This is a genomic window from Chloroflexota bacterium (assembly GCA_015478725.1).
In the GTDB taxonomy this organism is placed as follows: Bacteria; Chloroflexota; Limnocylindria; order Limnocylindrales; family CSP1-4; genus C-114.
The window spans coordinates 149,077-170,243 of sequence record JADMIG010000002.1; the positions used below are offsets into that span (position 1 = coordinate 149,077).

Consider the following 21,167-nt stretch of genomic DNA (forward strand, 5'->3'; position numbering starts at 1 on the left):
TGATCAGCCGCCCGGCGCCGGGAAGAGCGGTCGCGCACCCTCCGCGGCCTCCCGAAGGTGGGTCGGCCCATGGATCGCTGCCGGCTCGGCACGGCCGAACGGCGCGGAGGCCGGCTCGACGTGCGCCTCGGCAACGATGGCTTCGCAGATGCCGGCATCGTGCATGTCAGAGACGTCGATCCAGCGGCGCACCAGTTCACGGCTCGCGTCCAACGGTCCTCATCTCCTCGCGGTGCCTCAGTGTACGGGGGACGCGACGACCGGTTCCCGTCGGGTCAGGCCGATTCTCATCGGCCCATTCCCGGAACGTTGGATACGCGATCCGGGGTTCGGAGGGACCGATCCATCTCATCCCTGCATCCAGGGACCGCGTGAGACGTGGTCGGTGGAAGACGCGACTCCAACGTTCCCCCTGTGAACGCATGAGAGCAGCAGGCCGTCCGGACATCCGGGGACATCTCCCGGGCGACGGCCTCCGTGTTGTCGCCGGGTGTGCGACAGATTTGTAGGTGCTGACGGTCAGGCCGCGGTCGTCTGGTTGTGGATGCGCCCCCAGACTTCCTCCCAGCGGCCGCTCGCCTCCTGGCAGCGCAGGCTGACGATGCCGGCCGCGCCGCGCACGCTCCAGCGCATGCCGGAGAGCTTCAGCCGCTGGCCGATGACGGCCTTGCAGCCGGCCTCGACCGCGCCGGACCCGGCGAAGTGGCCGAGTGCCCGGAAGTGCGCGTAGCGCATCCGCTCGGCGTTGGTCTCGAAGTAGCCGAGTGCCTTCTCGACCTCGCGGGTCTGCGCGTCGGGGAGGGAGAGGTTCCTGGTGGTGGCGAGCAGCGCCGGAACGTCACCGCGGTCGAGGTCGGCCAGCCGCTCGGCGAGCCAGCCCGGAGCGTCGTCGCCGAGGGTGGGCGCGACCAGCGCGCCCAGCGCGTGGACGTGCTCGCGGGCGTGGTAGAGGTCGACGATCTGGGTCGCGCCCGGGAAGTGCAGGTCGGCGAGACGCCAGATCCAGGGCGCCCCGTCGCCGAGCACGACGAGTTGCTTCGCCGTCTCCGAGCCGCGCCGGCGCGCCTCGGCGTAGACGAGGGCACCGAAGTGCTCGACGGGCTCCAGGGTGGCGAGGTAGCTCGAGGAGCCCGGGTCGCGGATCGGCTGGCCGGCCTCGTCCAGGCCGGCCTGGGTGAACAGCACCCCGAGTTTCGCCTCGCGGGTGCGGGCCCGCCCGTCGGGGTACTTGCCGGCCCGCCCCGCGGTGTCGGCGGGCACGGTGGGGACGCCGGTGCCGTCGATCGCCAGGTAGAGCTTGGCCACCGGGGGGGCCGGAGCGAACGGGACCAGCCGACCGGCGAGCACCGCGGCCGCCTCCCGGTCAGCAATCGTGACGAGGACCTGTCCGTCGGCCTCCGCGCTGCGCTCCACCCGTTTCGTGGTCAGCTCGACCCCAGCCAACTCGGCCAACAGCTCGCTGGCCTGGGCGAACGGCGCCGCCGCACCCACCCGGGCCACCATCCTGGCCAGCCCCGGGGACAGCGAGGCCCCGGTGACGCCGAGCTCGGTGTCCCTCGGCACCACCCCGTGGCCGCACGCGGTGCAGTGGTAGTAGGCGCGCCGCAGCTCGACCGGCCCGAGCACCGTGTCGAGGGCCTTGGTCCGATAGGCGACGAACGTGGCCTGATGGCCCGACCCGCAGTCGATGCGCGTCCCGCGGTGGCCGGTATCGAGGGCCAGCAGCTGCTCGAGCAGCGAGCCGCCGAGCCTGGTCATCGCGGTCCGGATCGCCAGCTCCAGCGCGGCCAGGCCCTCGGCGTCGCCGGCGGCGAGCGAGCTTGCGGCCAGGGCGGCCAGCCGGTGCTACCTCGGCGGCGAAGTCCGCCCCGAGGCCCGCGTAGAGCCCCCTTTTTCGGGCCCCATCGCGCCGTTCCTCGCCGGCTCGCCCGCGGCCAGCGGGGAGATCGGCCGGGCATCGCAGATCGCCTCGTTGACCGCCACGATCTGGTGGCTGAGCGCGACGAACTCCTGGTAGTGAGCCAGCTCCCGGCGCACCTTGTCCACCTCCGGGCCCGCCGAGAGCTGACGCCCCTTCGTCGGGCCACCGGCCACCGAACGGGTCCACAGGTGCCGTGGCCCGTGGCCGGGATGCGCAGGCGCCGCGCAGGCGCAGTTCGGCTTGCCGCAGCGGCGGTAGTTCTCGGTGAGCGAACCGCGCCGGAAGTCGCCGACGTCGGCGAGCTCGGCGTGGAGCCGGGCCCGCTGCTGCTCGAGGTCTGGGAGCGAGCGCTGTGCCACGGTGCGGTCTCCTGTCCGGGGTCTGGTTGCGGCATCAACAACCAGACTACCACAGACTACGCTCGCCTCTCGAGACACCTACGTTTTCGTCGCACACCCCCCGGGAGGCGTGTCCTTGACTCACCCGCGCCGCATCGCTAGCATCAACGACGCTTTATATCAATGGCCGTTGATGTTCGAGGCCTCCGCCCTGTCCCCCTCACCCGCCCGGATCCGCTCCACGCTCGCGACGATCGTCGATCAACCCGACGACCTCCGCGAGTTGCGCCGATTCCACAAGGCGCTCGCGGACGTGAATCGATTGCGTATCGTGCGCCGGCTGGCCGGCGGGCCGGCCACCGTCATGGAGCTCGTCGACCACGTCGGTCTCTCGCAGCCGCTCGTGAGCTGGCACATCGGCCGGCTGCGCGCCGCGGGGCTCGTCGTGACACGACGCGCCGGCCGCGGGACCGTCTGCTCGCTCCGCGACGAGTCGTTTGCCGAGAACGTCGATCGCGAGCGGCTGATCCTCGGGCTCCCGTCGGGCGGGGTCCCATGAGCGGCGCGCGGCGCGCCGATGGACGCCGACACGGCGAGCCCGGCGGACATGGCGGCTCATTCGTATCGCCGGCCACCCGGGCCCGCCTGCGGGCGGTCGCCGTCCCGATCGCCCTCGTCCTCGGCCGGCTGGGCCTGACGCCGAACTCCATCACGATCGTCGGCTTCCTCGGCACTTGCGTCGCGGCGGTGGCGGCGGCGCAGCAGGCCTGGGTCCTCGCCGGCGTGCTCGTCATCGCCTTCGGGATCTTCGACCTGTTCGACGGCGCGCTCGCACGGGCGACCGGCACCGCGTCGGCCTTCGGGGCGTTCCTCGACTCGACGCTCGACCGGACCGGCGAGAACCTCGTCCTCGCGGGCGTGGCCTTCGGTTCCGCCATCGGCGGCTTCCCCGAGGGCGCCGGCCTGGCCGCGCTCGCCATGGCGACCTCGTCGATCGTCACCTATACCCGGGCGCGGGCGGAGGCGGTCGGCCTGACTGCCGAGGTCGGGATCGCTCCGCGACCGGAGCGTCTCATCGTCCTCGCGGCGGGGCTCGTCATCGCCGGAGCACTCGGCGGAGTGGGCTACCCGGTGCCGACCGCCGGAGCGCTCGGCGTGGTGGGTTACCCGGTGCCGGGTGCCGGGAATCCCGGCCATCTGGCGGGAGCGACCGCCCTGGCCGTCGCCCTCGGGATCGTCGTCCTCACCTGCGCCATCACGATCGCCCAGCGCATCGTCCATGTCCACGATCAGTCGAATGGTCACCGATAGCAGCACGGAGAGACGCGTGAGCAAGAACGGCAAGAACGGCAGTGCGGCCACGAACGGCGTGGCCCCCGACCCCACGCACGCCGGCGCTCCCCGTCGCGGAGACGGCAGGATCCGGGTCGCCATCGTCGGCGTCGGCAACTGCGCGAGCAGTCTCGTCCAGGGACGCCACTACTACGAGAACGCGAAGAAGGACGACTTCGTCCCCGGACTGATGCACGTCGACCTCGGTGGCTACCACGTCCGCGACATCGAGTTCGTGGCCGCCTTCGACATCGACCGGAACAAGGTCGGCAAGGACCTCTCCGAGGCGATCTACACGAAGCCGAACAATACGTACGTCTTTCAGCAGGTCCCTCATCTCGGCGTTCCGGTCGAGCGCGGGATGACCCACGACGGTCTCGGCAAGTACCTGAGCCAGATCATTGAGAAGGCGCCCGGGCCCACCGCGGACATCGTCGGGATCCTCCGCGAGCGGCAGGTCGACGTGATGGTGAGCTACCTGCCGGTCGGCTCCGAGCAGGCGACGAAGTGGTACGTCGAACAGGCGCTCCAGGCCGGCGTCGCCTTCGTCAATGCGATCCCCGTCTTCATCGGCCGCGAGCCGTACTGGCAGCGGCGCTTCGCCGAGCGCAACCTGCCGCTCATCGGCGACGACATCAAGAGCCAGGTCGGCGCGACGATCACCCATCGCGTCCTCACTCGCCTCTTCATGGACCGCGGCGTCCGGCTCGATCGCACGTACCAGCTCAACTTCGGCGGCAACACGGACTTCCTCAACATGCTCGAGCGGGAACGGCTCGAGAGCAAGAAGATCAGCAAGACGAACGCCGTGACGTCGATGCTCGACTACGAGATCGACCCCGACGACATCCACGTCGGCCCGTCGGACCACGTTCCCTGGCTCCTCGACCGCAAGTGGTGCTACATCCGGATGGAGGGCACGACGTTCGGCGACGTCCCACTCAACGCCGAGCTCAAGCTCGAGGTCTGGGACAGCCCGAACAGTGCCGGCGTCATCACCGACGCGATCCGCTGCATCAAGCTCGGTCTCGATCGTGGGCTCAAGGGAACCCTCGTGGCGCCGGCGAGCTACTTCATGAAGAGCCCGCCGCGCCAGATCCACGACGACATCGCCTTCAACCGGGTCGAGGCATTCATCCGCGGCGAGGACGCCGAGACGCTCGTCGGCACGGAGGCCGCGCCGACGCCGAAGCTCAAGCGGCTCGCCGGGGCGAAGGCGCGGGTCGCCGCCGCGGCCCGGTGACGGAGCCCGGGACGAGCGACATCGCCGGTCGAGAGGCCGCACGGGAGACGCGGGACCGGCCGGCGGGACCGCGGATCGGGCTCGAGGCGCCGCACCGTCGGCTCGAGGAACGCTTCCGACCGCTGGAGCGGGTGACCGTCCGAGCGTACCGGACCGCAGCGTGGCTCCTCGCCCACCTCCCGCCGCGGCCGGCCTGGACCGTCATCGGCTGGTTCAGCCAGGCCGGCTACCTGCTCTGGCCAAAGAAGCGACACTGGGTGGACGCGAACTTCGGTCACGTCCTCGGCCGCGAGCCGTCCCATCGTTCCGTGCGGCGCCTCGCCCTCCGCGCCTACGGCCACTACGCTCGCTACCTCGTGGAGCTCATGCGCCTGCCGTCGCTTCCTCCGGCCGCCGTGGGCGGGCTCGTCGAGCCTGAGGGCATCGAGGATCTCGAACGCTACTGGCGCGAGTCGGACGGGGTCATCCTCGTGGCGGGCCACGTCGGGAACAACGAGGCCTGCGCGGCCGGCGTCGCGTCCCGGGGCTGGCCGATCAGCGTCGTCGCCGACGATTCGTCGTTCCCGGAGATGTTCGAGCTCCTCCGCCGGCAGCGCGAGTCGTGGGGCGTCTCCGTCATCCCGTGGCGGAACCTCCGGGCCGTCTATGCGGTCCTCCGACGGAAGGAGTTGCTCGCGCTCCTCATCGATTGGGGCTACCGCGCCGACGGGATCCCGGTCCGCCTGTTCGGAGCGTGGACGACACTTCCGGCAGGCCCGGCGGCGCTCGCCGCGAAGACCGGCTCGACGATCGTCCCGGTGACGATCCGCCGTCTCGCCGACGGGCGGTTCCGGGCGACCCTCGACATGCCGATCCGGGTCGCGTCGAACGCTCCCGCCGAGCTCCAGCGCGCGACCCAGGCGGTCGCGGACGCGCTTGAGCGGACCATCGCGGCCGCGCCGGAGCAGTGGTACTCATTCAAGCCGATGTGGCCCCCGACCGCGGAAGAGTCGGCGGAGCTCGAGGCGCGGGCCGCGGCGATGCTCGCCTCCGGGGCGTGACCCGGGTGATCGGGGGCCGGATGGCGGCTGCTGGGCTCGGCTTCGTCTCCTGGCTCGCCGGCCGCCTGCCGGATCGGCTCCTCAGCGGGATCGCCGATCTCGTCGGCGAGCTGTGGTACCGGCTCGCTCCCGAGCGCGCCGGCCGGGCCCGCCGCAATCTCCGGCGCGTCTGCGGGTGGCTCGCGGCCGAGGGTATGGGCCCGGCCCGGGCCCGGCGCGCGGCGACGGATCCGGCAGTCCTCGAGCGCCTCGTCCGGGCCTCGTTCCGCCATGCCGCCCGGTACTATCTGGAAGTCGCCCAGGTCCCATCGTGGACGCCGGCGTTCATCCGGGACCGGCTCGCCATCGACTCGCCGGAGGTGGTCGATCGCGCTTTCGCCACAGCGGGCCCGATCATCTTCATCGCGCCGCACTTCGGGTCCGTGGAGCTGCCCGGCCTCTACCTCGCGTCACGGAGTGGCCGGACGCCGGTCGCCCCGATGGAGACGCTCCGCGATCCGGCCCTCCAGCGATACTTCGTGCGGACGCGCGGCGCGATGGGGATCCGGATCGTCAGCGTCCGGGAAGCACGGCGCGAGCTGCTCGCGGCGCTCCGGGCCGGTGACCCGGTCGGGCTCGTCGCGGATCGCGACCTCACCGGCGGCGGCATCGCGACGACCCTGTTCGGGGCGCCGGCTCCGCTGCCAGCCGGGCCGGCCCTCCTCGCCATCGAGAGCGGCGCACGGCTCTACGCGACGGCCGTTCGAAGGCTCGCTCCGGGACGCTTCGCCGGCCGCCTCGAGGAGATCCCCGTCCCGACCGGAGGCACGCGCCGGGAACGGGTGACGGCGATCCTGGCGGACGAGGCTCGGGCGTTCGAGCGGGCGATCGCCGACGCTCCCGAACAGTGGTGGGCGATCTTCTTTCCGATCTGGCCGGACCTCGAGGCCGCCGCCGCGCCGACGGCCGAACCGAATCCTGCGCCGACCGCCGAGTCGCGGCCCGACGCCGTGCTCGAACGACGATGACCGATCGCCTCGGTCGGGCGGATCTCCACATCCACACCCTCGCCTCGGACGGAACGTCCGGCCTCGAGGAGATCCTCGCCCATGCGGTCGAGGTCGCCGAGCTCGACGTCATCGCGATCACGGACCACGAGCGGATCGACGCCGCCGTCGCGGCCCGGGCGATGGCGTTCGACCGGGGCCTCCCGCTCGAGGTAGTCGTCGGGGAGGAGGTCACGACCCTCGGCGGACACCTGCTCGCCCTCTACATCGAGGCACCCGTCCGCTCCCTTCGCTCCCTCCGCTCGACGATCGCGGCGGTCCACGAACAGGGCGGCCTGGCGATCCCCGCCCATCCACTCGTTCCGTACCCGCTCTGCGCCCAGGCGTTCGCGCTCCGGCGGCTGCTCGCAGACCCGGATCCGCGGGTCCATCCGGACGGACTCGAGACGTTCAATCCGACGGCCCTCGGCCGGCCGTTCCACGACCGGGCCGTCCGGTTCGCGACCGAATACGAACTCGCCGCCGTCGGCAACAGCGACGCCCACTCGGCTGACGCGGTCGGGATCGGCCATACGACCTTCCCGGGCCGGACCGCGACGGAGCTCCGCACGGCGATCGTCGAACGCCGGACCCATGCTCACGGCTCGTTCCACGGCTCGCTCGGTCAGCTCGGCACATTCGCGAAGCAGCTCCGCAAGTACGGTCGCGACGCCCGCGACGAGGTCGGCGGTCGCCTTCGCCGCGACGGCACCGGGCGAGACCATGGGTACCCCGGGGGCCGCCGGCGCCCGCCACGCTTCGACAGCGACCGGCCGGCCGGGGCGGAGATCGAGCGATGAAGATCGGCCTCGTCACGCCGTACGTCTACCCGCTCCCGGGTGGCGTCAACGAGCACGTCCGCTACCTGTACGAGGGCCTCCGGGCGCGGGGCCACGACGTCCGGATCATCAGCTCGAGCCACGGCCTCCAGCGAGCGAGCGAGGGCGACGTGATCCGCCTCGGCAAGGGCTTCAGCATGCCGGCGAACGGCTCCGTCGGGACCATCACGCTCTCGCCCCGCTACCTCTCCCAGGTGGCGGCGATGCTCGACCGCGAGCGCTTCGACCTCCTCCACCTCCACGAGCCGTTCGTGCCCTTCCTTTCGCCGATCGTCCTGCGCCGGTCGCGGAGCGTGAACATCGCGACGTTCCACGCCTTCGGCGGCTGGTCGCCGGCGTACGAGTTCGGGCGCCGGGTCATGGGCGGGTATGCCGCCCGGTTGCACGGCAGGATCGCCGTCAGTGCCGCCGCTCGCCACTTCATCGATCGCTACTTCGAGGGCGACTACAAGGTCATCCCGAACGGGGTCGACGTCGCCCGCTTCCGGCGCGCGGTCCCCGTCGCGCGGTGGCAGGACGGCACATCCAACCTCCTGTTCGTCGGCCGTCACGAACCCCGCAAGGGGCTGCTCGACCTGCTCAAGGCGTACCGCATCCTCCGCAAGACGGGTTGCCACTGCCGGCTCCTCGTCGTCGGGACCGGGCCGCAGGAGCGCGAGGCCCGCCGGTATGTCCTCACCCATCGCCTCAGCGGCGTCGAGTTCCTCGGTCGGGTGAGCGACGAGGAGAAGGCCCGGCTCTTCCGGACGGCGGACCTCTTCATCGCACCCGCCACCGGCAAGGAATCGTTCGGCATCGTCCTCCTCGAGGCGATGGCGTCCGGCGCGCCCATCGTGGCGAGCGACATCCACGGCTACAAGGGCGTCCTCCGACGCGGCGAGCAGGGGCTGCTCGTGCCGCCCCGCCAACCGAAGGCGCTCGCCGCGGCGACCGCCCGGCTCCTCGCCGATCCGGGGCTGCGGGCCGAGATGAGTGCGAGCGGTCGGGCTCGGGCGGAGGAGTTCTCGTGGGATCGGGTGACGGCCAAGGTGGAGTCGTATTACGGCTTCGTCATCCGGCGCCTCGCCGCCGCCGACGCGCTTCCCCCGGACTTCCATGCCGAGGTGCCGCCTGCGTCACGCGTCAGCGGCCGCGCCGAGGCCGGACCGACCTGAGGGACGAGCCCGTCGAGGATCCGAGCGTCAACCGCTGCGGGCGGGCGTGTCCGCCTCGTCCGTCGCTGCGGCGGACCGCTCGGCCAGCGCGATCCGCCACGTCCAGGCGCTGTACGCGACGACGAGACAGGCGATCGTGAGGAAAAGGAGCAGGACCGGGCCGGGGGGCAACCCGAGGAAGCTCCTGTCGGGCGCGAAGAGGCTCGGCGCGGTCGCCGGCGGGTCCGTGTTCGTCGGGAACTGGAACGGATACAGGTACGTGGGCAGGATGCCCTGGTACGCGTTGAAGATCGTCGACGGGAGCGGCAGCGCGGCGATGTTCGGATAGACGACGAGGAACTCAGCGACCCCCGCGATCACCGCTCCGACGACGAATCGGCGGGGATCGCGCGCCCCCGCGATGAACCAGGCGACGCAGGCGAGGACCACGAGCGCGCCGATGGCGAGCGGAGCGGTCGAGAACGCCTGGAGGTTGACGAGAACGGCGTTGCCGAAGGTCGCACCGACGACGACCAGGGCGACGGTCGCGCCGACGGCCGTCAGGAGCAGCGAGCCGACACCGCCGCGCCGCCGAGGCCGGGCCCGCCCGTCGTCGACCGCCTCGAGGTGGGCGAGCTGATAGGCGAGGGCGACGAGTCCGATCCCGACCACGAGGAGGAGTCCCGCGGTCCGGGCGGTGACGACGATCGTCGCCGGGTCGCCGGTGCACGCCTGCGAGCCCGGGTTCGCCCGGTCCACGCCGACGAAGGCGCACAGTGGCGCCTTGAGGACCCAGAGCAATCCCGGCCCCATGATCGCGACCGCCGCGGAAACGCGCGCGAGGAGCCACGTCCGCGACGAGGCCCCGTGCCACAGCTCGGCGAGCAGGTACGCGAGGGCGACGATCACGAACGGGACGCTCGTGTAGTAGTGGTACTCGAACGTCGCCCGATCGATCCGCGCCCACGAGAGCCACTGGAAGGCGAAGGCGATCGCGATGAGTGCGAGCCCGGGGCTCCGCCGCTTGAACGACTGCCACACGACGAACGCCATGGCCGGCACGCCGAGCCACCAGGTGACGAGGTTGCCGGCGTCGTAGATCGCCGCCGAGGTGTTGCCCGCGAAGCCGCCCTGATAGAACCAGACGGGCTTGAGGTCGAACGGCCAGGCCCACCACGGAGATGACGCCGGGTGGGTCGCCCGAAGATCGTTGTGGTAGGCGTACATCGACTTGGTCAGGTCGACGAGCGTCTGGCCCGTGTGACCCGGCGGCCAGGCTCCGACGAGCGGTGTGCCGGCCGGAAAGATGACCGGGGATCCCGCCGGCCCGCCGCTGTTCAACGCCCACGGGATGTACGACACGACATACACCGCGATCGGCAGCACGAGGATGCAGAGGAGCATCCACACGACCGGCAGCCCGTACGCCGAGCCCGGTCGGAGCCAGCCGAGGGGTGCCGGCGCCGGTGGCTCGAGGAAGCGGGCCGGATCGTCCGGAGCGGGCGGCTCCGCGAGCGGCCCGAAGCCGTATCGACCCGCGAACCGGAAGGCGACGACGATGAGCCCGGCGAGGAGGAGCGCGGCGATCCCCGCCTCGATCGCCCGGCCCGCCAGGCCGGTCTCGAAGCCCACTGCCGAGGGCGCCGTCGAGGACGGTCCGCCGCGCGCCGCGAGGGCGATCCCGCCGAGGCCGAGGGCGACTCCGGCCACCGTGGGGGCGCCCACCGCGAACCACATCTCCTCGCGTGACCAGGCGATCGGGTGGAGGATCGCCACGACCACCGCGATGAGGGTGAGGCCCATCATGAGGAACATGAACAGGAAGTTCGCGCCGCTCGACGCGGTCTGGCCGGCCTCCGGGACCGAGGTCGCGAGGCCCATGTAGCCGAGGACGATCGTCACCGCGACCATGCCGACGATCGCGAGGACTCGCCCGAGGGCGGACCGGAGGAGCACGAGGAGCCCGACCGCGGCGATCGCATACGCGGCGACCCACTTGCTCGCGAGGCCGAGGCCGAGGAGCACCCCGATCGCCGGCATGGCGACCCAGAACGCCCAGCGGCGACGCCAGATTCCGAGCCACAGCCCCGCGAACACCACGTAGGCGGCCATGAGGAACAGGCCCACGTACACATCGTTCATGGCGATCCGGGACTGGACGAAGAACATCCCGTCGACGAGCGAGAAGATCGCGACGAGGACGCCGACCGTCCGGCGGCGGAAGAGGATGCGGGTCAGAAGGAAGAGCAGGCCGGCGGTGAGGGAGCCGGCGATGACGCCCGGCACCCGCCAGCTGAACTCATGGTTCCCGATGTCGACGCTCGCGACGGCGCCGGACGCGTCGAGGGCGAGGATCGCCTGGCGGTCCGTCGATGGATAGAGCGGCTCGACGTCCGTCGCCCAGGCGACCGGCGCGAACGGGAGATGCGCGTCCGCGTAGACCGCATTCCCATGCGGCTCGATCACGTAGATCGTGTTCGTCGTCCGGTCCGGCGTCAGGCCGAGCACGTGGACCATGACGGACGCCGGGTCGAACGTCACCCGCGAGACCGGTCCCGGCATCGGGATGGACGTCTCGACGACCGGCTGGCCGCTCGCGTCGGAGGAGGCAGGCAGCTTGATGACGGTGACCGACGATCCTGCGGCGACGTACAGTCGCGGCGCGTCGAGGCCGGCGGTGAGGGCGAGGCCGGTCGCGCCCCCGGCGATCGGCACCTCGGCGTCGACGCTCGCGTCGGCGGGCGAGACGATCGTCACGCCCTGCGTGTCGGCGACCGCGACCTCGGCGAGCTGGCTGAACGAGAATCCGGCGAGGCGGCCGTCGGTGATCGCCGCCTGGACCTTCGCCTGCACGGTCGGGTCGAACGAGCCGCCGAGGACGACACGGCCCGTGTGGCCGACGAGCCGCGAGCGGAGTGTCGCCGCGTCCGAGCCGAGCAGTGCGGCGAGCGTGGTCGCGGCCGCGGACGGATCCGGGACGGCACCCAGGTCCGCCACCAGGCCCTGGGAGGTCCCGGCCGAGGCGATGTCGACGGCGCCGGGGGCGGCGACGCTGCCGAGGATCGCTCCGCTCCCGCCGTCCATCGAGACGACATCGCCGGCCGTCGAGAGGGCGACCACGAACGCGCCGTCGTCCGTCGCGACCAGGCGCCGGATGGACGTCCCGAAGGAGCCGAACGCGATCGGCGGCCCGATCGATCGGATGTCCGCGCCGCGGCGGACCGCGTCGAACGCCGGACTCGTGTCGATCTCCGTCAGCGAGCCGTCGGTCGAACCGATGAACAGCCGGTGACCGGCCTGGTCCACGGCGAGGAGGGACGCTCCGGGCGACGGGATCGTCGCGACGACGGCCCGCGTCTGGAGGTCGTACACGCGGACGGCGGACCCGGTCGCGACGTACAGCCGATCTCCGGCACGATGATCGGGCAGAAGCGGATCGTCCCAGCGCGTCTCGATCGCGACGTCGCGGACGGGGACGCCGAGGTCGCTCGCGGCGGTCGTCCGGTCGTCGCCCCAGGCGATGATACCGAGCGCGATCGCGTATTTCGCGAGATGCGGATGGGTGAACTCGTAGATCGCGTGCGGCTCGCCATACCGCCAGTCCTGGAGGAACTCCGTCGCCGTCCGCGCGTGGTAGACCTCATCGAAGTGCATCGAGGTGGGTTCGCCGAGCCGCCACATCCGGAAGACGGTCGCGGCGACGACGAGCACGACCACGAGCCACAGGTCGAGCCGGTCGAGGCGACCGCCGATCTCCCCGGCGAGCGCACGCGAACGATCGGCGCGGAGGGATGGCGCGCCGAGCCTCCCCCGGAGAGCGCCCAGCGGCCCGAACCAGGACGACCGGGCCGGGTCCACGCCCCGCGGCGTCTGACCTGCAGCCGACGAGTTCGCAGAGGTCCGGGGCGACGATCCCGCGACGGCCGGGAGCAGCTGCCCGGCGGCGACCGGTCGCGCGACGGGGCGCTCGACCGGACCGTCGATCCCTGCGTCGAGCTCGCGTTCGAGGGCCCGCCGGCCTCCGGGTCGGAGCTGGATGGCGACCCAGACGAAGGCGAGGCTGAAGACGGCGGCGATCGCGGCGACCCCTGACCAGCTCCGGATCGCGGGGCCGATGCCGAACCAGTCCGAGATACCCGGGTTGTTCTGGTAGAGCGTCGTGAGGACGACATAGAGGTTGAGGAACGTCGCCGCGCCGACGACGAGGTACGTGACTCGCCAGCGCGTGGAGAAGGCCGCGAGGATCGCCGCGAGGGCGAAGAACGGGAACAGGTAGCGTTCATGGACGCGGGTCGGGAGGACAAAGAACGCCACCGCGAGGACGGTGAGGCCGACCAGCATCGTGAGGCGATCGGGTCGCCACATGACGATCCCGACGACGATCGTGACGACGATGAGGAAGATCGCCGTGCCGACGACGACGGCAGGCAGCGGCCCGATGAGCGTCTCGGAGCCGGGCGGGCACGGAGTGTTCGCCCCGCTGCCCGTCACCGCGTCGCACAGCCACTGGCCGCTCTGGGCGAGGCCGCTGCCGGCGGCGGACGTCACGAGCGCCCACGGGTTGTACGCGTTGAGGGTCAGGTACGGGTATCCGCCGGCGGTCTTCTGGACCTGGGCGATGAGGTCGAGGATCGAGAACCGGAACGGCGCACAGAGGAGGACGGCGGTCGTCAGCCCTGCCGCGCCGGACGAGAGGAGGCGGGCCGGGCCTCGCCGGAGGTCCCGGAGAGGCGGACGATCCACGAGGTAGCGCCGGAGGAGGACGGCGGCCGCGATCGGGACGAGGATCCCGAGCTGTGGCTTGACGATCGCCGCCACGACGGCGAGCGCGGTCGCTCGCTCCGGCCGGTCGCGCCACAGCTCCCGGAGACCGAGGAGCAGGAAGACGAGGCCGACCGAGTCGACCTGGCCCCAGACGACGCTGTCGAACCAGGTGACGGGGATGAAGAGGTAGAGCGCCGCGCCGAGGACGGCCTTCCGCCGGCTCGCCCCGAGCTCGAGCGCCATGGACCAGATGAGCCATCCGACCGCGAGGTCCGCGAGGATCGCCGGCACCTTGATGAGATCGAGCGTCGGCAGGACGCGCTCCACCGTGCCGACGAGCCACAGGACGTAGAGGTAGCCGGGCGTGTAGTCGTGGAAGAACGGCCGATCATAGAAGCCCCACGGACCGTTCTGGGCGAGGTCGCTCGCCCAGAACCGGAACGCGTTGAGGTCGACGCCGAAGCCGGACCCGGGCAGGATGTATGCGATGATGAATCGCAGGCCGAACGCGAGCGCCAGGATGACCGCGATCGCGCCGACCGCGTCACGGGCCCCGGTGGTCCGCATCGGGGCGGCGGTGCTCCGATCGGGCTCACCCGTGGCGGCGCCAGTCAAGCGGGTCGGACTCCTGCACGGGCGCTGAGGTGGATCGGAGGATAGCACAGGGTCCGTCGGCGACCGACCGGTGGATCGACGGGACCATGGCCGACGACGATCGACCCCGCTCCGCCAGCCTGCGTTTCGCCCCATCGACGGACGCTGCCATCACCGTCGCCGTCGGGCTCGCGATCGTCGCGATCGCGCTCGTCGTCTACGTCGCATCCGATCTCGAGCGCCCGAACTTCTACAACCACTTCGTCTGGCAGGCTGCCGCCTGGCTCGACGGGAAGACCTCGATCGCCTTTCCCGTCGTCGGTGGCGGCGGCGCACCCGGCAACGACTACTTCAACGACGTCGAGGCGATCCTCAGCTCGAACGGCATGCCGACCGGGCGCGGCCTCCTCCCGTTCCCGCCCCTCCCGGCCGTCGTCCTCCTGCCGTTCGTCGCCGTCTACGGACTCGCGACGAATGAGCAGCTCCTCGCCGCCGTCCTCGGCGCGTTCGACGTGGGCCTCGCGTTCTGGATGCTCGGCCGGCTCCCGGTCGGACGTGGAGTCCGAGTCGCCGTCACGATGTTCTTCGGTTTCGGCACCGTGTTCTGGTTCGCCGCCGAAAAGGGGACGACGTGGTATTTCGCCCATGTCGTCGCGGTGGGCCTGTGCCTCGCCGCTGTCGGGCTCGCGCTCGGCGGGGAGCTGACCCGGCCGGGCCGAGGACGCCGATTCTCGCTCGACGGTCGGCAGTTCGTCGCCGGCATGCTGTTCGGGCTCGCCTGCACCGCGCGCCTCACGATCGTCTTCGGCGCCCCGTTCTTCCTCCTCGTCGGCTCGGGCGGGACGTGGCTCCGGCGCGGGGCCTCGGCCGGCCTCGGCGCGGCGCTGCCGCTCGCTGCACTCGCGGCGTACAACCTCGCAGCGAGCGGGCATGTCTTCAATCCCGTCTACGATTTCCTCTACCGCCAGGAGGCCGTCGGCTACGCGTTCCTCGGCTACCACCCGGACTGGGCGATCGAGGATCTCCGCTACGTGCCGCAGAATCTCGCCCTGGCACTCGTCGGGCCGCCGGACATCGCGCCGACGACCCTCGATTTCGGAGCCCGCCTGTGCACGGCCGCTGGGGCGGTCCGCGGCTGGTTCGACCCGGCCTGCCCGATCGTCGCGCCGAATTCGGTCGGGATGGGCCTCCTCCTGACGAGCCCCGCCTACCTCCTTGCGACGCCGGCGATCCTCACGCGGCGTCCGGGCCGGATCGTCGTCGCGGCCATCGTCGCGATCGTCGCGATCGGATTCATCGATCTCATGCACTTCAGCCAGGGGTGGGTCCAGTTCGGATACCGCTTCAGCCTCGACTGGGCTCCGTTCGCCCTCGTCCTCGTGGCGCTCGGTCTCGCCCGGCTGTCCCGCTCGGCGCCTGGCCGGGCGATCGTCATCGGTGGCGGCCTCATCGCCGTCTCGATCGCGGTCAACCTGTGGGGGGTCTGGTGGGCGGCCGCCTATGGCTGGTAGCGAACTGCTGACAGACCCTCGCTCGGCCGCGGGTGCGCCGGCGGGCGGAGCGGCGACCCGGGCCATCACGTCGATCGGTCGCGTCGTCGGCATCGGCGGTCCCGTCGGCGCGGCGTTCGTCGCCCTGTGGCTCGCCCGGGGGACGCTCCTGCCAGGCGTGGCGTTCTGGGACACCGCGGAGTTCCAGACCGTGCCGCCCCTGCTGGGCACGCTTCACCCGACGGGGTTCCCGGCCTACGCGATCCTCGGCTGGGTCGCCTCAATCGTCCTCCAGCCGTTCGGCGAGCCGGCATTCCGGATGGATCTCTTCGCGGCCCTGTGCGTCGCGGCGGCGGTCGGGCTCACCGTCGTGCTGGTCCGCCAGCTCACCGGACGGCCATTCCTCGCGTTCGCCGCCGGGATCGTCCTGTTCCTCACCCGGATCACGTGGGACATCTCCTCGCACGCGGACGCCCACAGCCTCCACCTCGTGCTGCTCGCGCTGCTCCTCGTCCTCCTCGTCGGCTGGGAGGAGCGGGTGCGGGCAGCCGCTGGGTCGCACCAGGCCGCCGATCGGTGGCTCATCGCGGCGGCCGCGACGTACGCCGTCGCCGTCGCGAACCACCCGCTCGCGCTCCTCGTGGCCCCGGGCATCGCGCTCTTCGTCCTCGCCGTCGAACCCGGGGTCCTTCACCGGCCGCGGCTCGTGGGCAGCTGCATCGGCGTCTTCGGTGCGCTCGTCGCCGCGCTCTATCTCGAGCTTCCGCTGCGGGCCGGTCCGTTCCGAGCGCCGCTCGTCTATGGTCACCCCGAGACGCCCGCCGGCTTCGCCTACGTGGTCCTCGCCGAGCAGTTCCGCGGCGCCCTCGGCACTCCCCTCGCCGACCTGGGGCGGAAGCTCCACGATCTCATCGACCTGACGACGACCCAGCTCGGATCCCTCGCCCCGCTCGTCCCGCTCGGACTGGCGGCCACGATCGTGCGCCGGCCGCGGTATGCGCTCCTCACGGTCCCGACGCTCGCCATCACCTGCTTCTTCGCGGTCTCGTATCGGAACGCCGACATCGACCGCTACTACCTCGGGCCGCTGCTCATCGCGATCACCTGGGGCGCCATCGCCGTCGCCATCGCCATTACCGGCGCCGCCGAAGCCGCCCGGGCGATGCTCGGGAGATCCGGTCGATCGCGGGCGACGACGGCCGCGGTCCTCGGCCTCGTCGGGGAGCTGGTCGGCGCCGGCCTGTTTGCAGTCCCGGCCGTGACCGCGGCGCCGGCGGTGAGCGTCCTCGCGGACCGCCACCTCGACACGGCCGCCGCCGATTGGCTCGACCTCGTCCTCGCGGAGCTCAAGCCGAACGCCGTCGTGATCAGCTGGTGGAGCTACTCCACTCCGCTATGGTATGCGCGCGACGTCGAGGGGCGGCGGCCCGATATCACGATCATCGACGATCGCACCCGGCTCGATGAGAACCTCGGAGACGTACCGACCGTGATCGACTCGTATCTCGGCCGTCGCCCTGTCTACATCATCCGCCTCCCGGCGGAGACCGCGATGCTCGGCCGGCGATATCAGCTCGCCATGCTCCCCGACCCGCCGCGGTCGGGACTCGCCGAGGTCGTCGGCCGGCGTTCGACGGGGTTCTGATGAGCGAGACTTTCCCGCCGGACGCCTCGGCGAGCCAGTCCCAGGGCGAGACCGCGAGCGCGCCGCCGCTCGAGCGCCTCTCGTACTTCTTCCCGGCACACAACGAGGAGGCGAACCTCGAGGGGCTCGTGGCCGAGGCACTCGAGACGCTCCCATCGATCGCCCGCGAATTCGAGATCGTCATCGTGGATGACGGCTCGCGTGACGCGACGTCGGCGATCGCCGATCGGCTCGCCGGAGCGCACCCGGGAATCGTCAGGGCGATCCATCACCCGACGAACCGCGGCTACGGGGCCGCCCTGCGCTCAGGCTTCCGGGCCTCGCGCCACGAGCTCATCGCGTTCACGGATGGCGACCGCCAGTTCCGCGTCGTCGACCTCGGCCGGCTCGCCGCCCGGCTCGTCGATGCTGACCATCCCGACGTCGTCGTCGGCTTCCGCCTCCAGCGGGCGGACCCTCCCATCCGCGCCCTGTACGCTCGCGCCTACCGCCTCGCGAACCGTCTCTTCTTCGGACTCCGCGTCCGCGACGTCGACTGCGCATGCAAGCTGTTTCGCCGCGAGGCGCTCGGCGGCCTCAGGGTCGAGTCCGGCGGGGCGTTCTTCTCGGCCGAACTGCTCATCAAGCTCCTGGCGGACGGTCGCCGCGTGACGGAGGTCGGCGTGCCGCATCACCCGCGCACGGCCGGTTCGCCGACCGGCGCGAGGCCGTCCGTCGTCCTTCGCGCGGTCCGCGACTTCTGGTGGCTCAGGCTCCGTCTCTGGGCCGATCCCCGAAGTGCGCTCACCCGCGGCGAGCGGATGATCGACGCCGGCTGAGGGGCTCCCGCCGGCTGACCGGACCTCGCGCGCCCGGGCGGTCAGCCGCGCTGCGGTCCCTCCCGCTGTCCACCCTCCGGGTCCGCGCCGAGGGAGTTGATGAAGTCGCGAAAGACGTCGAGGCGGGGGTCTACCGTACGATCGCCGACCGGCCGGCGATCGAGCAGCGAGCCAGCCAGATCGTCCGCCGACCCCTCGTCCGACCCGGGCGTGATCCCCGCCGCCTCGAGGACCTCGGGCTCAGCGTAGATCGGGGCGCCTGCCCGGAGGGCGAGGGCGAGGGCATCGCTCGGTCGGGCGTCGACGTCGACGATCCGATCGCCGATGGCGACGGCGATCCGGGCATGGAACGTGTCGTCGGCGAGCTCGGAGATGACGATCCGCCGGACCTCGGCGCCGAGCTCGGTGAGCGTCGTCGCGAGGAGATCGTGGGTGAGCGGGCGGTCCGGGGAGACCCCCTGGAGGCGCATCGCGATGGCGCTCGCCTCCCACTGGCCGATCCAGATCGGCAGGTATCGCTCCCCATCGCTCGACTTGAGGATGACGACGTGGTTGCTCGACAGCATGTGGACCCGGACGCTCTCGACGACCATCTCGACCAGCGGACCGGACATGGCCAGATTATCCCACCCCGCCGACGACGAGCTGGCCGATGCCGCCCGCGGTCACGGATGCACGCTCGAGGTCGCGCCGGGGCGGACGGTCGGGCGCGCCGTCGCCTTCGGCTTCGTCGTCGGCGCGGCCGGCGAGGCAGGGGCGAGCGAGGGGCCCGGCGATGCCGTCGCCCCGCCGGTCAGCGTATCGGGGACCGGGCTGAGGGGCGCCATCGATACATCGCGGGCGGAGATCCATATGACCGTCGGCGGCGTCGAGGCCGTCCCCGGGACCACGTAGAACGAGCGCAGATCGCTCCAGCCAGGCGCTCCGTCGGCGAGGCGGAACTGCTGGCGATACGCGCCGGTCCCCTTGTCGTAGGCGACGATCCGGGAGTTGAGGGCATCGAACGCATAGAGGATCCCCGTCCGCCGGTCGGCGTAGGAGGCGAGCGCCACGAAATGGCTCGTCGGGCGGAGGGCGGTGTCGCCGATCGGCCCGGGCGTCCAGGCGCCCGCCGGCACGACCCGCTTCACCAGCCCGGCCTCGGCGAAGTAAATGTCGCCGTCGATGAGCATCGCGTCGACGTCGCCGACCGGCTGGGCGGTGGGCAGCCGGCCGGTCGGCGATCCCGGATAGCCGGACCCGTCGGCCGCCGGCGTGTAGAGGAGGAGTTGCTGCGAGGAGGGGTCGATGACGTAGAGGTTGTACTGGCCGCTCGCCGAGTCGCCGCGGAGGAATGTCCCGAAGCCGCGGATGTCGGCCCCCCAGCTCGCCGACCCATTGATCGCGATCCGGGTCAGGGTACCCCTTCCCTTGGAATCGGCGGGCCTCCACCGCCACAGGACGTTGCGGGCGTCGAGGACCAGCACGTCCCGGCCGCCCACCGCGAGGTAGCGGGGGGCCGCGGCGACGAGCCCCGCAGCGGCCTGGCCGGCCCTGATGACGATCGTCGCCTTCTTCGTCCCAGGGTCGACCCGATAGACGGTCTGGGTGGCGCGATCGAGGATGTACGGCACCCCGTCCGGACCGAGGACGATCGTCCCGAGATCCGCGGCCGTCGTGGTCGGGAAGCTGAAGACGACGGTCGAGGCGACCGGCACGACCGAGTAGATCGCGTCGAGACCGCGGAGGACCTCCGCTCGGAGCGGGCCCAGCGTCGCCGGTGGGACACCCGCCGCCTGCGCCTCCGCGAGCTTCCCGTACGCGTCGAGGAGCAGGCCCTCGGCCTGGCGCGGGTCGTCGCGGATGAGGTTGATGCCGGGGCCGGAGATCTTCGCCAGATCGTCGCGGATGTCCTGGACCGCCGTCGAGGCCGTCGTGATCGATGCGCGCGGACTGCTCGCCCCGCCTCCCACGAACCAGATGCCCGCACCGAGCAGCGAGGCCATGATGACGAGGACGAGGATCGCGACGGCCGCCCGCCGCTGCGCCTCCACACGCGACGAGGCCGGGGTGACCCGCCGGTACGGCGAGCCCCGCGCCGGGAGCACCTCCTGGAACCGTCGGAGCGTGCGGGTCATCGCGCCGCCGGCAGCGGTCCTCGCCCGGGCCGCCGACGCGGAGACGGCCGCCACGCCGTCGCCCACCGAGTCGGCGAGCGGGATCGGGGAGCGATCGGGTGCTCCGGCGAGCGGCTCCAGCGGTCGGACCGGGACGAGTGCCCGGTGCCTCGCCGTCGAGGCGACCTCCGTCGCCTCGACGGCGATCGCCCCGTCGCTACCGCTGCCCGTGGCCGCGATGAAGCGATGGTGGAGGTGCTCCATCGCCGACTGCGGATGGAGGGTGGTGATGGCGTCCTTCAGCTCGTCCGGCCCGAGCCGGGCGACGAGGTTGGACGAAGCGAGGATGAGCGAGTCGCCGACCGCGATCTCGCCACGCCACACCTCCGGATCGATGGCGCCGGTCGGCAGCCCGCGTTCCCGATGCGGATCCGGCAGGGTCGAGAGTCGGGCCTGCCGGACGAGGTATGCCTCGGCCGGACCGATCGTCGAGACGTACAGCTCCCCGCCGCGGATCACCGCGACGGCGACGCCGATCGGCCCGTTCTCGGCCTCCGCGCGCCCGAGGCCGAACTTGTCGCCGGCATGGGCGAGGCGGCGGTTCGCGTTCCGGATCGCCTTCTCGAGGCAGACGCGGATGCCTGCCGATTCGTCGTAGTAGTAGTCGTGCTCGATCGTGTCCGCGACGAGCCTCGTGGCGTCCCGGACCTTCGGACCGCTCGCGCGCGACGTGGCGAGGAGGTACAGCGCTCCCTTCGAACGGACGACGGCCCCGACCGCGGGCTCGTGCGTTCGGATCGTGTCCGGGGAGTCGGCGAGACGGTCCGTCTCGGGCACGAAGCCGAGCTTCATGTGGAGCCGTACGGCCATGCGTGCCCCTCGTTGTGTG

Annotated in this window: 16 protein-coding genes; 10 read left to right on the plus strand and 6 right to left on the minus strand. The window is 71.8% G+C overall.

Features of this window, described 5'->3' with window-relative positions:
* Positions 1-3: 3 nt before the first annotated feature.
* The 3 genes from IVW53_03530 to IVW53_03540 form a co-directional block, all read right to left on the minus strand.
* Complete coding sequence (locus IVW53_03530; GenBank protein ID MBF6604633.1) at positions 4-192, minus strand: hypothetical protein; 189 nt, start codon at positions 190-192, stop codon at positions 4-6.
* Between the two features lie 327 nt (positions 193-519).
* Entirely contained in the window at positions 520-1,839 is a 1,320-nt protein-coding gene (locus IVW53_03535; protein MBF6604634.1) for an ISKra4 family transposase, read from the minus strand.
* A 6-nt stretch (positions 1,840-1,845) separates the two neighbouring features.
* A complete protein-coding gene (locus IVW53_03540) occupies positions 1,846-2,280 on the minus strand; it encodes a hypothetical protein (GenBank protein ID MBF6604635.1) in 435 nt (144 codons plus the stop codon).
* Positions 2,281-2,452: 172 nt separating this feature from the next.
* On the opposite strand from IVW53_03540, the gene IVW53_03545 reads away from it, so the two are divergent.
* From IVW53_03545 to IVW53_03575, 7 genes are read left to right on the plus strand one after another with little or no spacing between them, the layout of a single operon-like run.
* Positions 2,453-2,818, plus strand: a complete 366-nt coding sequence (locus tag IVW53_03545) for a winged helix-turn-helix transcriptional regulator (GenBank protein MBF6604636.1) — start codon at positions 2,453-2,455, stop codon at positions 2,816-2,818.
* The gene (locus IVW53_03550) at positions 2,815-3,570 is read left to right on the plus strand and encodes a CDP-alcohol phosphatidyltransferase family protein (GenBank protein MBF6604637.1); all 756 of its coding nucleotides are present in this window, start codon (positions 2,815-2,817) and stop codon (positions 3,568-3,570) included. Before IVW53_03545 ends, IVW53_03550 begins: the two co-directional genes overlap by 4 nt.
* The gene (locus IVW53_03555; protein ID MBF6604638.1) at positions 3,557-4,834 is read left to right on the plus strand and encodes an inositol-3-phosphate synthase; all 1,278 of its coding nucleotides are present in this window, start codon (positions 3,557-3,559) and stop codon (positions 4,832-4,834) included. Before IVW53_03550 ends, IVW53_03555 begins: the two co-directional genes overlap by 14 nt.
* Positions 4,831-5,874 carry a lysophospholipid acyltransferase family protein gene (locus IVW53_03560; GenBank protein ID MBF6604639.1) on the plus strand — a complete coding sequence of 348 codons (1,044 nt, stop codon included), beginning with the start codon at positions 4,831-4,833 and terminating at the stop codon, positions 5,872-5,874. The genes IVW53_03555 and IVW53_03560 overlap by 4 nt, the downstream gene beginning before the upstream one ends.
* A complete protein-coding gene (locus IVW53_03565; protein ID MBF6604640.1) occupies positions 5,871-6,881 on the plus strand; it encodes a hypothetical protein in 1,011 nt (336 codons plus the stop codon). Before IVW53_03560 ends, IVW53_03565 begins: the two co-directional genes overlap by 4 nt.
* Positions 6,878-7,699 carry a PHP domain-containing protein gene (locus IVW53_03570; GenBank protein ID MBF6604641.1) on the plus strand — a complete coding sequence of 274 codons (822 nt, stop codon included), beginning with the start codon at positions 6,878-6,880 and terminating at the stop codon, positions 7,697-7,699. The genes IVW53_03565 and IVW53_03570 overlap by 4 nt, the downstream gene beginning before the upstream one ends.
* Positions 7,696-8,892 carry a glycosyltransferase family 4 protein gene (locus tag IVW53_03575; GenBank protein MBF6604642.1) on the plus strand — a complete coding sequence of 399 codons (1,197 nt, stop codon included), beginning with the start codon at positions 7,696-7,698 and terminating at the stop codon, positions 8,890-8,892. The genes IVW53_03570 and IVW53_03575 overlap by 4 nt, the downstream gene beginning before the upstream one ends.
* Before the next feature lie 27 nt (positions 8,893-8,919).
* Here IVW53_03575 and IVW53_03580 read toward each other — a convergent pair whose 3' ends face one another.
* Positions 8,920-14,202, minus strand: a complete 5,283-nt coding sequence (locus IVW53_03580; GenBank protein ID MBF6604643.1) for a phospholipid carrier-dependent glycosyltransferase — start codon at positions 14,200-14,202, stop codon at positions 8,920-8,922.
* A 134-nt stretch (positions 14,203-14,336) separates the two neighbouring features.
* On the opposite strand from IVW53_03580, the gene IVW53_03585 reads away from it, so the two are divergent.
* The 3 genes from IVW53_03585 to IVW53_03595 are packed head-to-tail and all read left to right on the plus strand — an operon-like array spanning position 14,337 to position 18,182.
* A complete protein-coding gene (locus IVW53_03585) occupies positions 14,337-15,740 on the plus strand; it encodes a hypothetical protein (GenBank protein MBF6604644.1) in 1,404 nt (467 codons plus the stop codon).
* Positions 15,730-17,364 carry a DUF2723 domain-containing protein gene (locus tag IVW53_03590; GenBank protein ID MBF6604645.1) on the plus strand — a complete coding sequence of 545 codons (1,635 nt, stop codon included), beginning with the start codon at positions 15,730-15,732 and terminating at the stop codon, positions 17,362-17,364. Before IVW53_03585 ends, IVW53_03590 begins: the two co-directional genes overlap by 11 nt.
* Positions 17,364-18,182 carry a glycosyltransferase family 2 protein gene (locus tag IVW53_03595; protein ID MBF6604646.1) on the plus strand — a complete coding sequence of 273 codons (819 nt, stop codon included), beginning with the start codon at positions 17,364-17,366 and terminating at the stop codon, positions 18,180-18,182. The genes IVW53_03590 and IVW53_03595 overlap by 1 nt, the downstream gene beginning before the upstream one ends.
* A gap of 41 nt (positions 18,183-18,223) precedes the next feature.
* On the opposite strand, the gene IVW53_03600 is transcribed toward IVW53_03595, so the two are convergent.
* Both IVW53_03600 and IVW53_03605 read right to left on the minus strand, forming a co-directional pair.
* Positions 18,224-18,796, minus strand: a complete 573-nt coding sequence (locus tag IVW53_03600; GenBank protein MBF6604647.1) for a bifunctional nuclease family protein — start codon at positions 18,794-18,796, stop codon at positions 18,224-18,226.
* 51 nt (positions 18,797-18,847) lie between these two features.
* Positions 18,848-21,148 carry a hypothetical protein gene (locus tag IVW53_03605; protein MBF6604648.1) on the minus strand — a complete coding sequence of 767 codons (2,301 nt, stop codon included), beginning with the start codon at positions 21,146-21,148 and terminating at the stop codon, positions 18,848-18,850.
* Between the last annotated feature and the right edge of the window lie 19 nt (positions 21,149-21,167).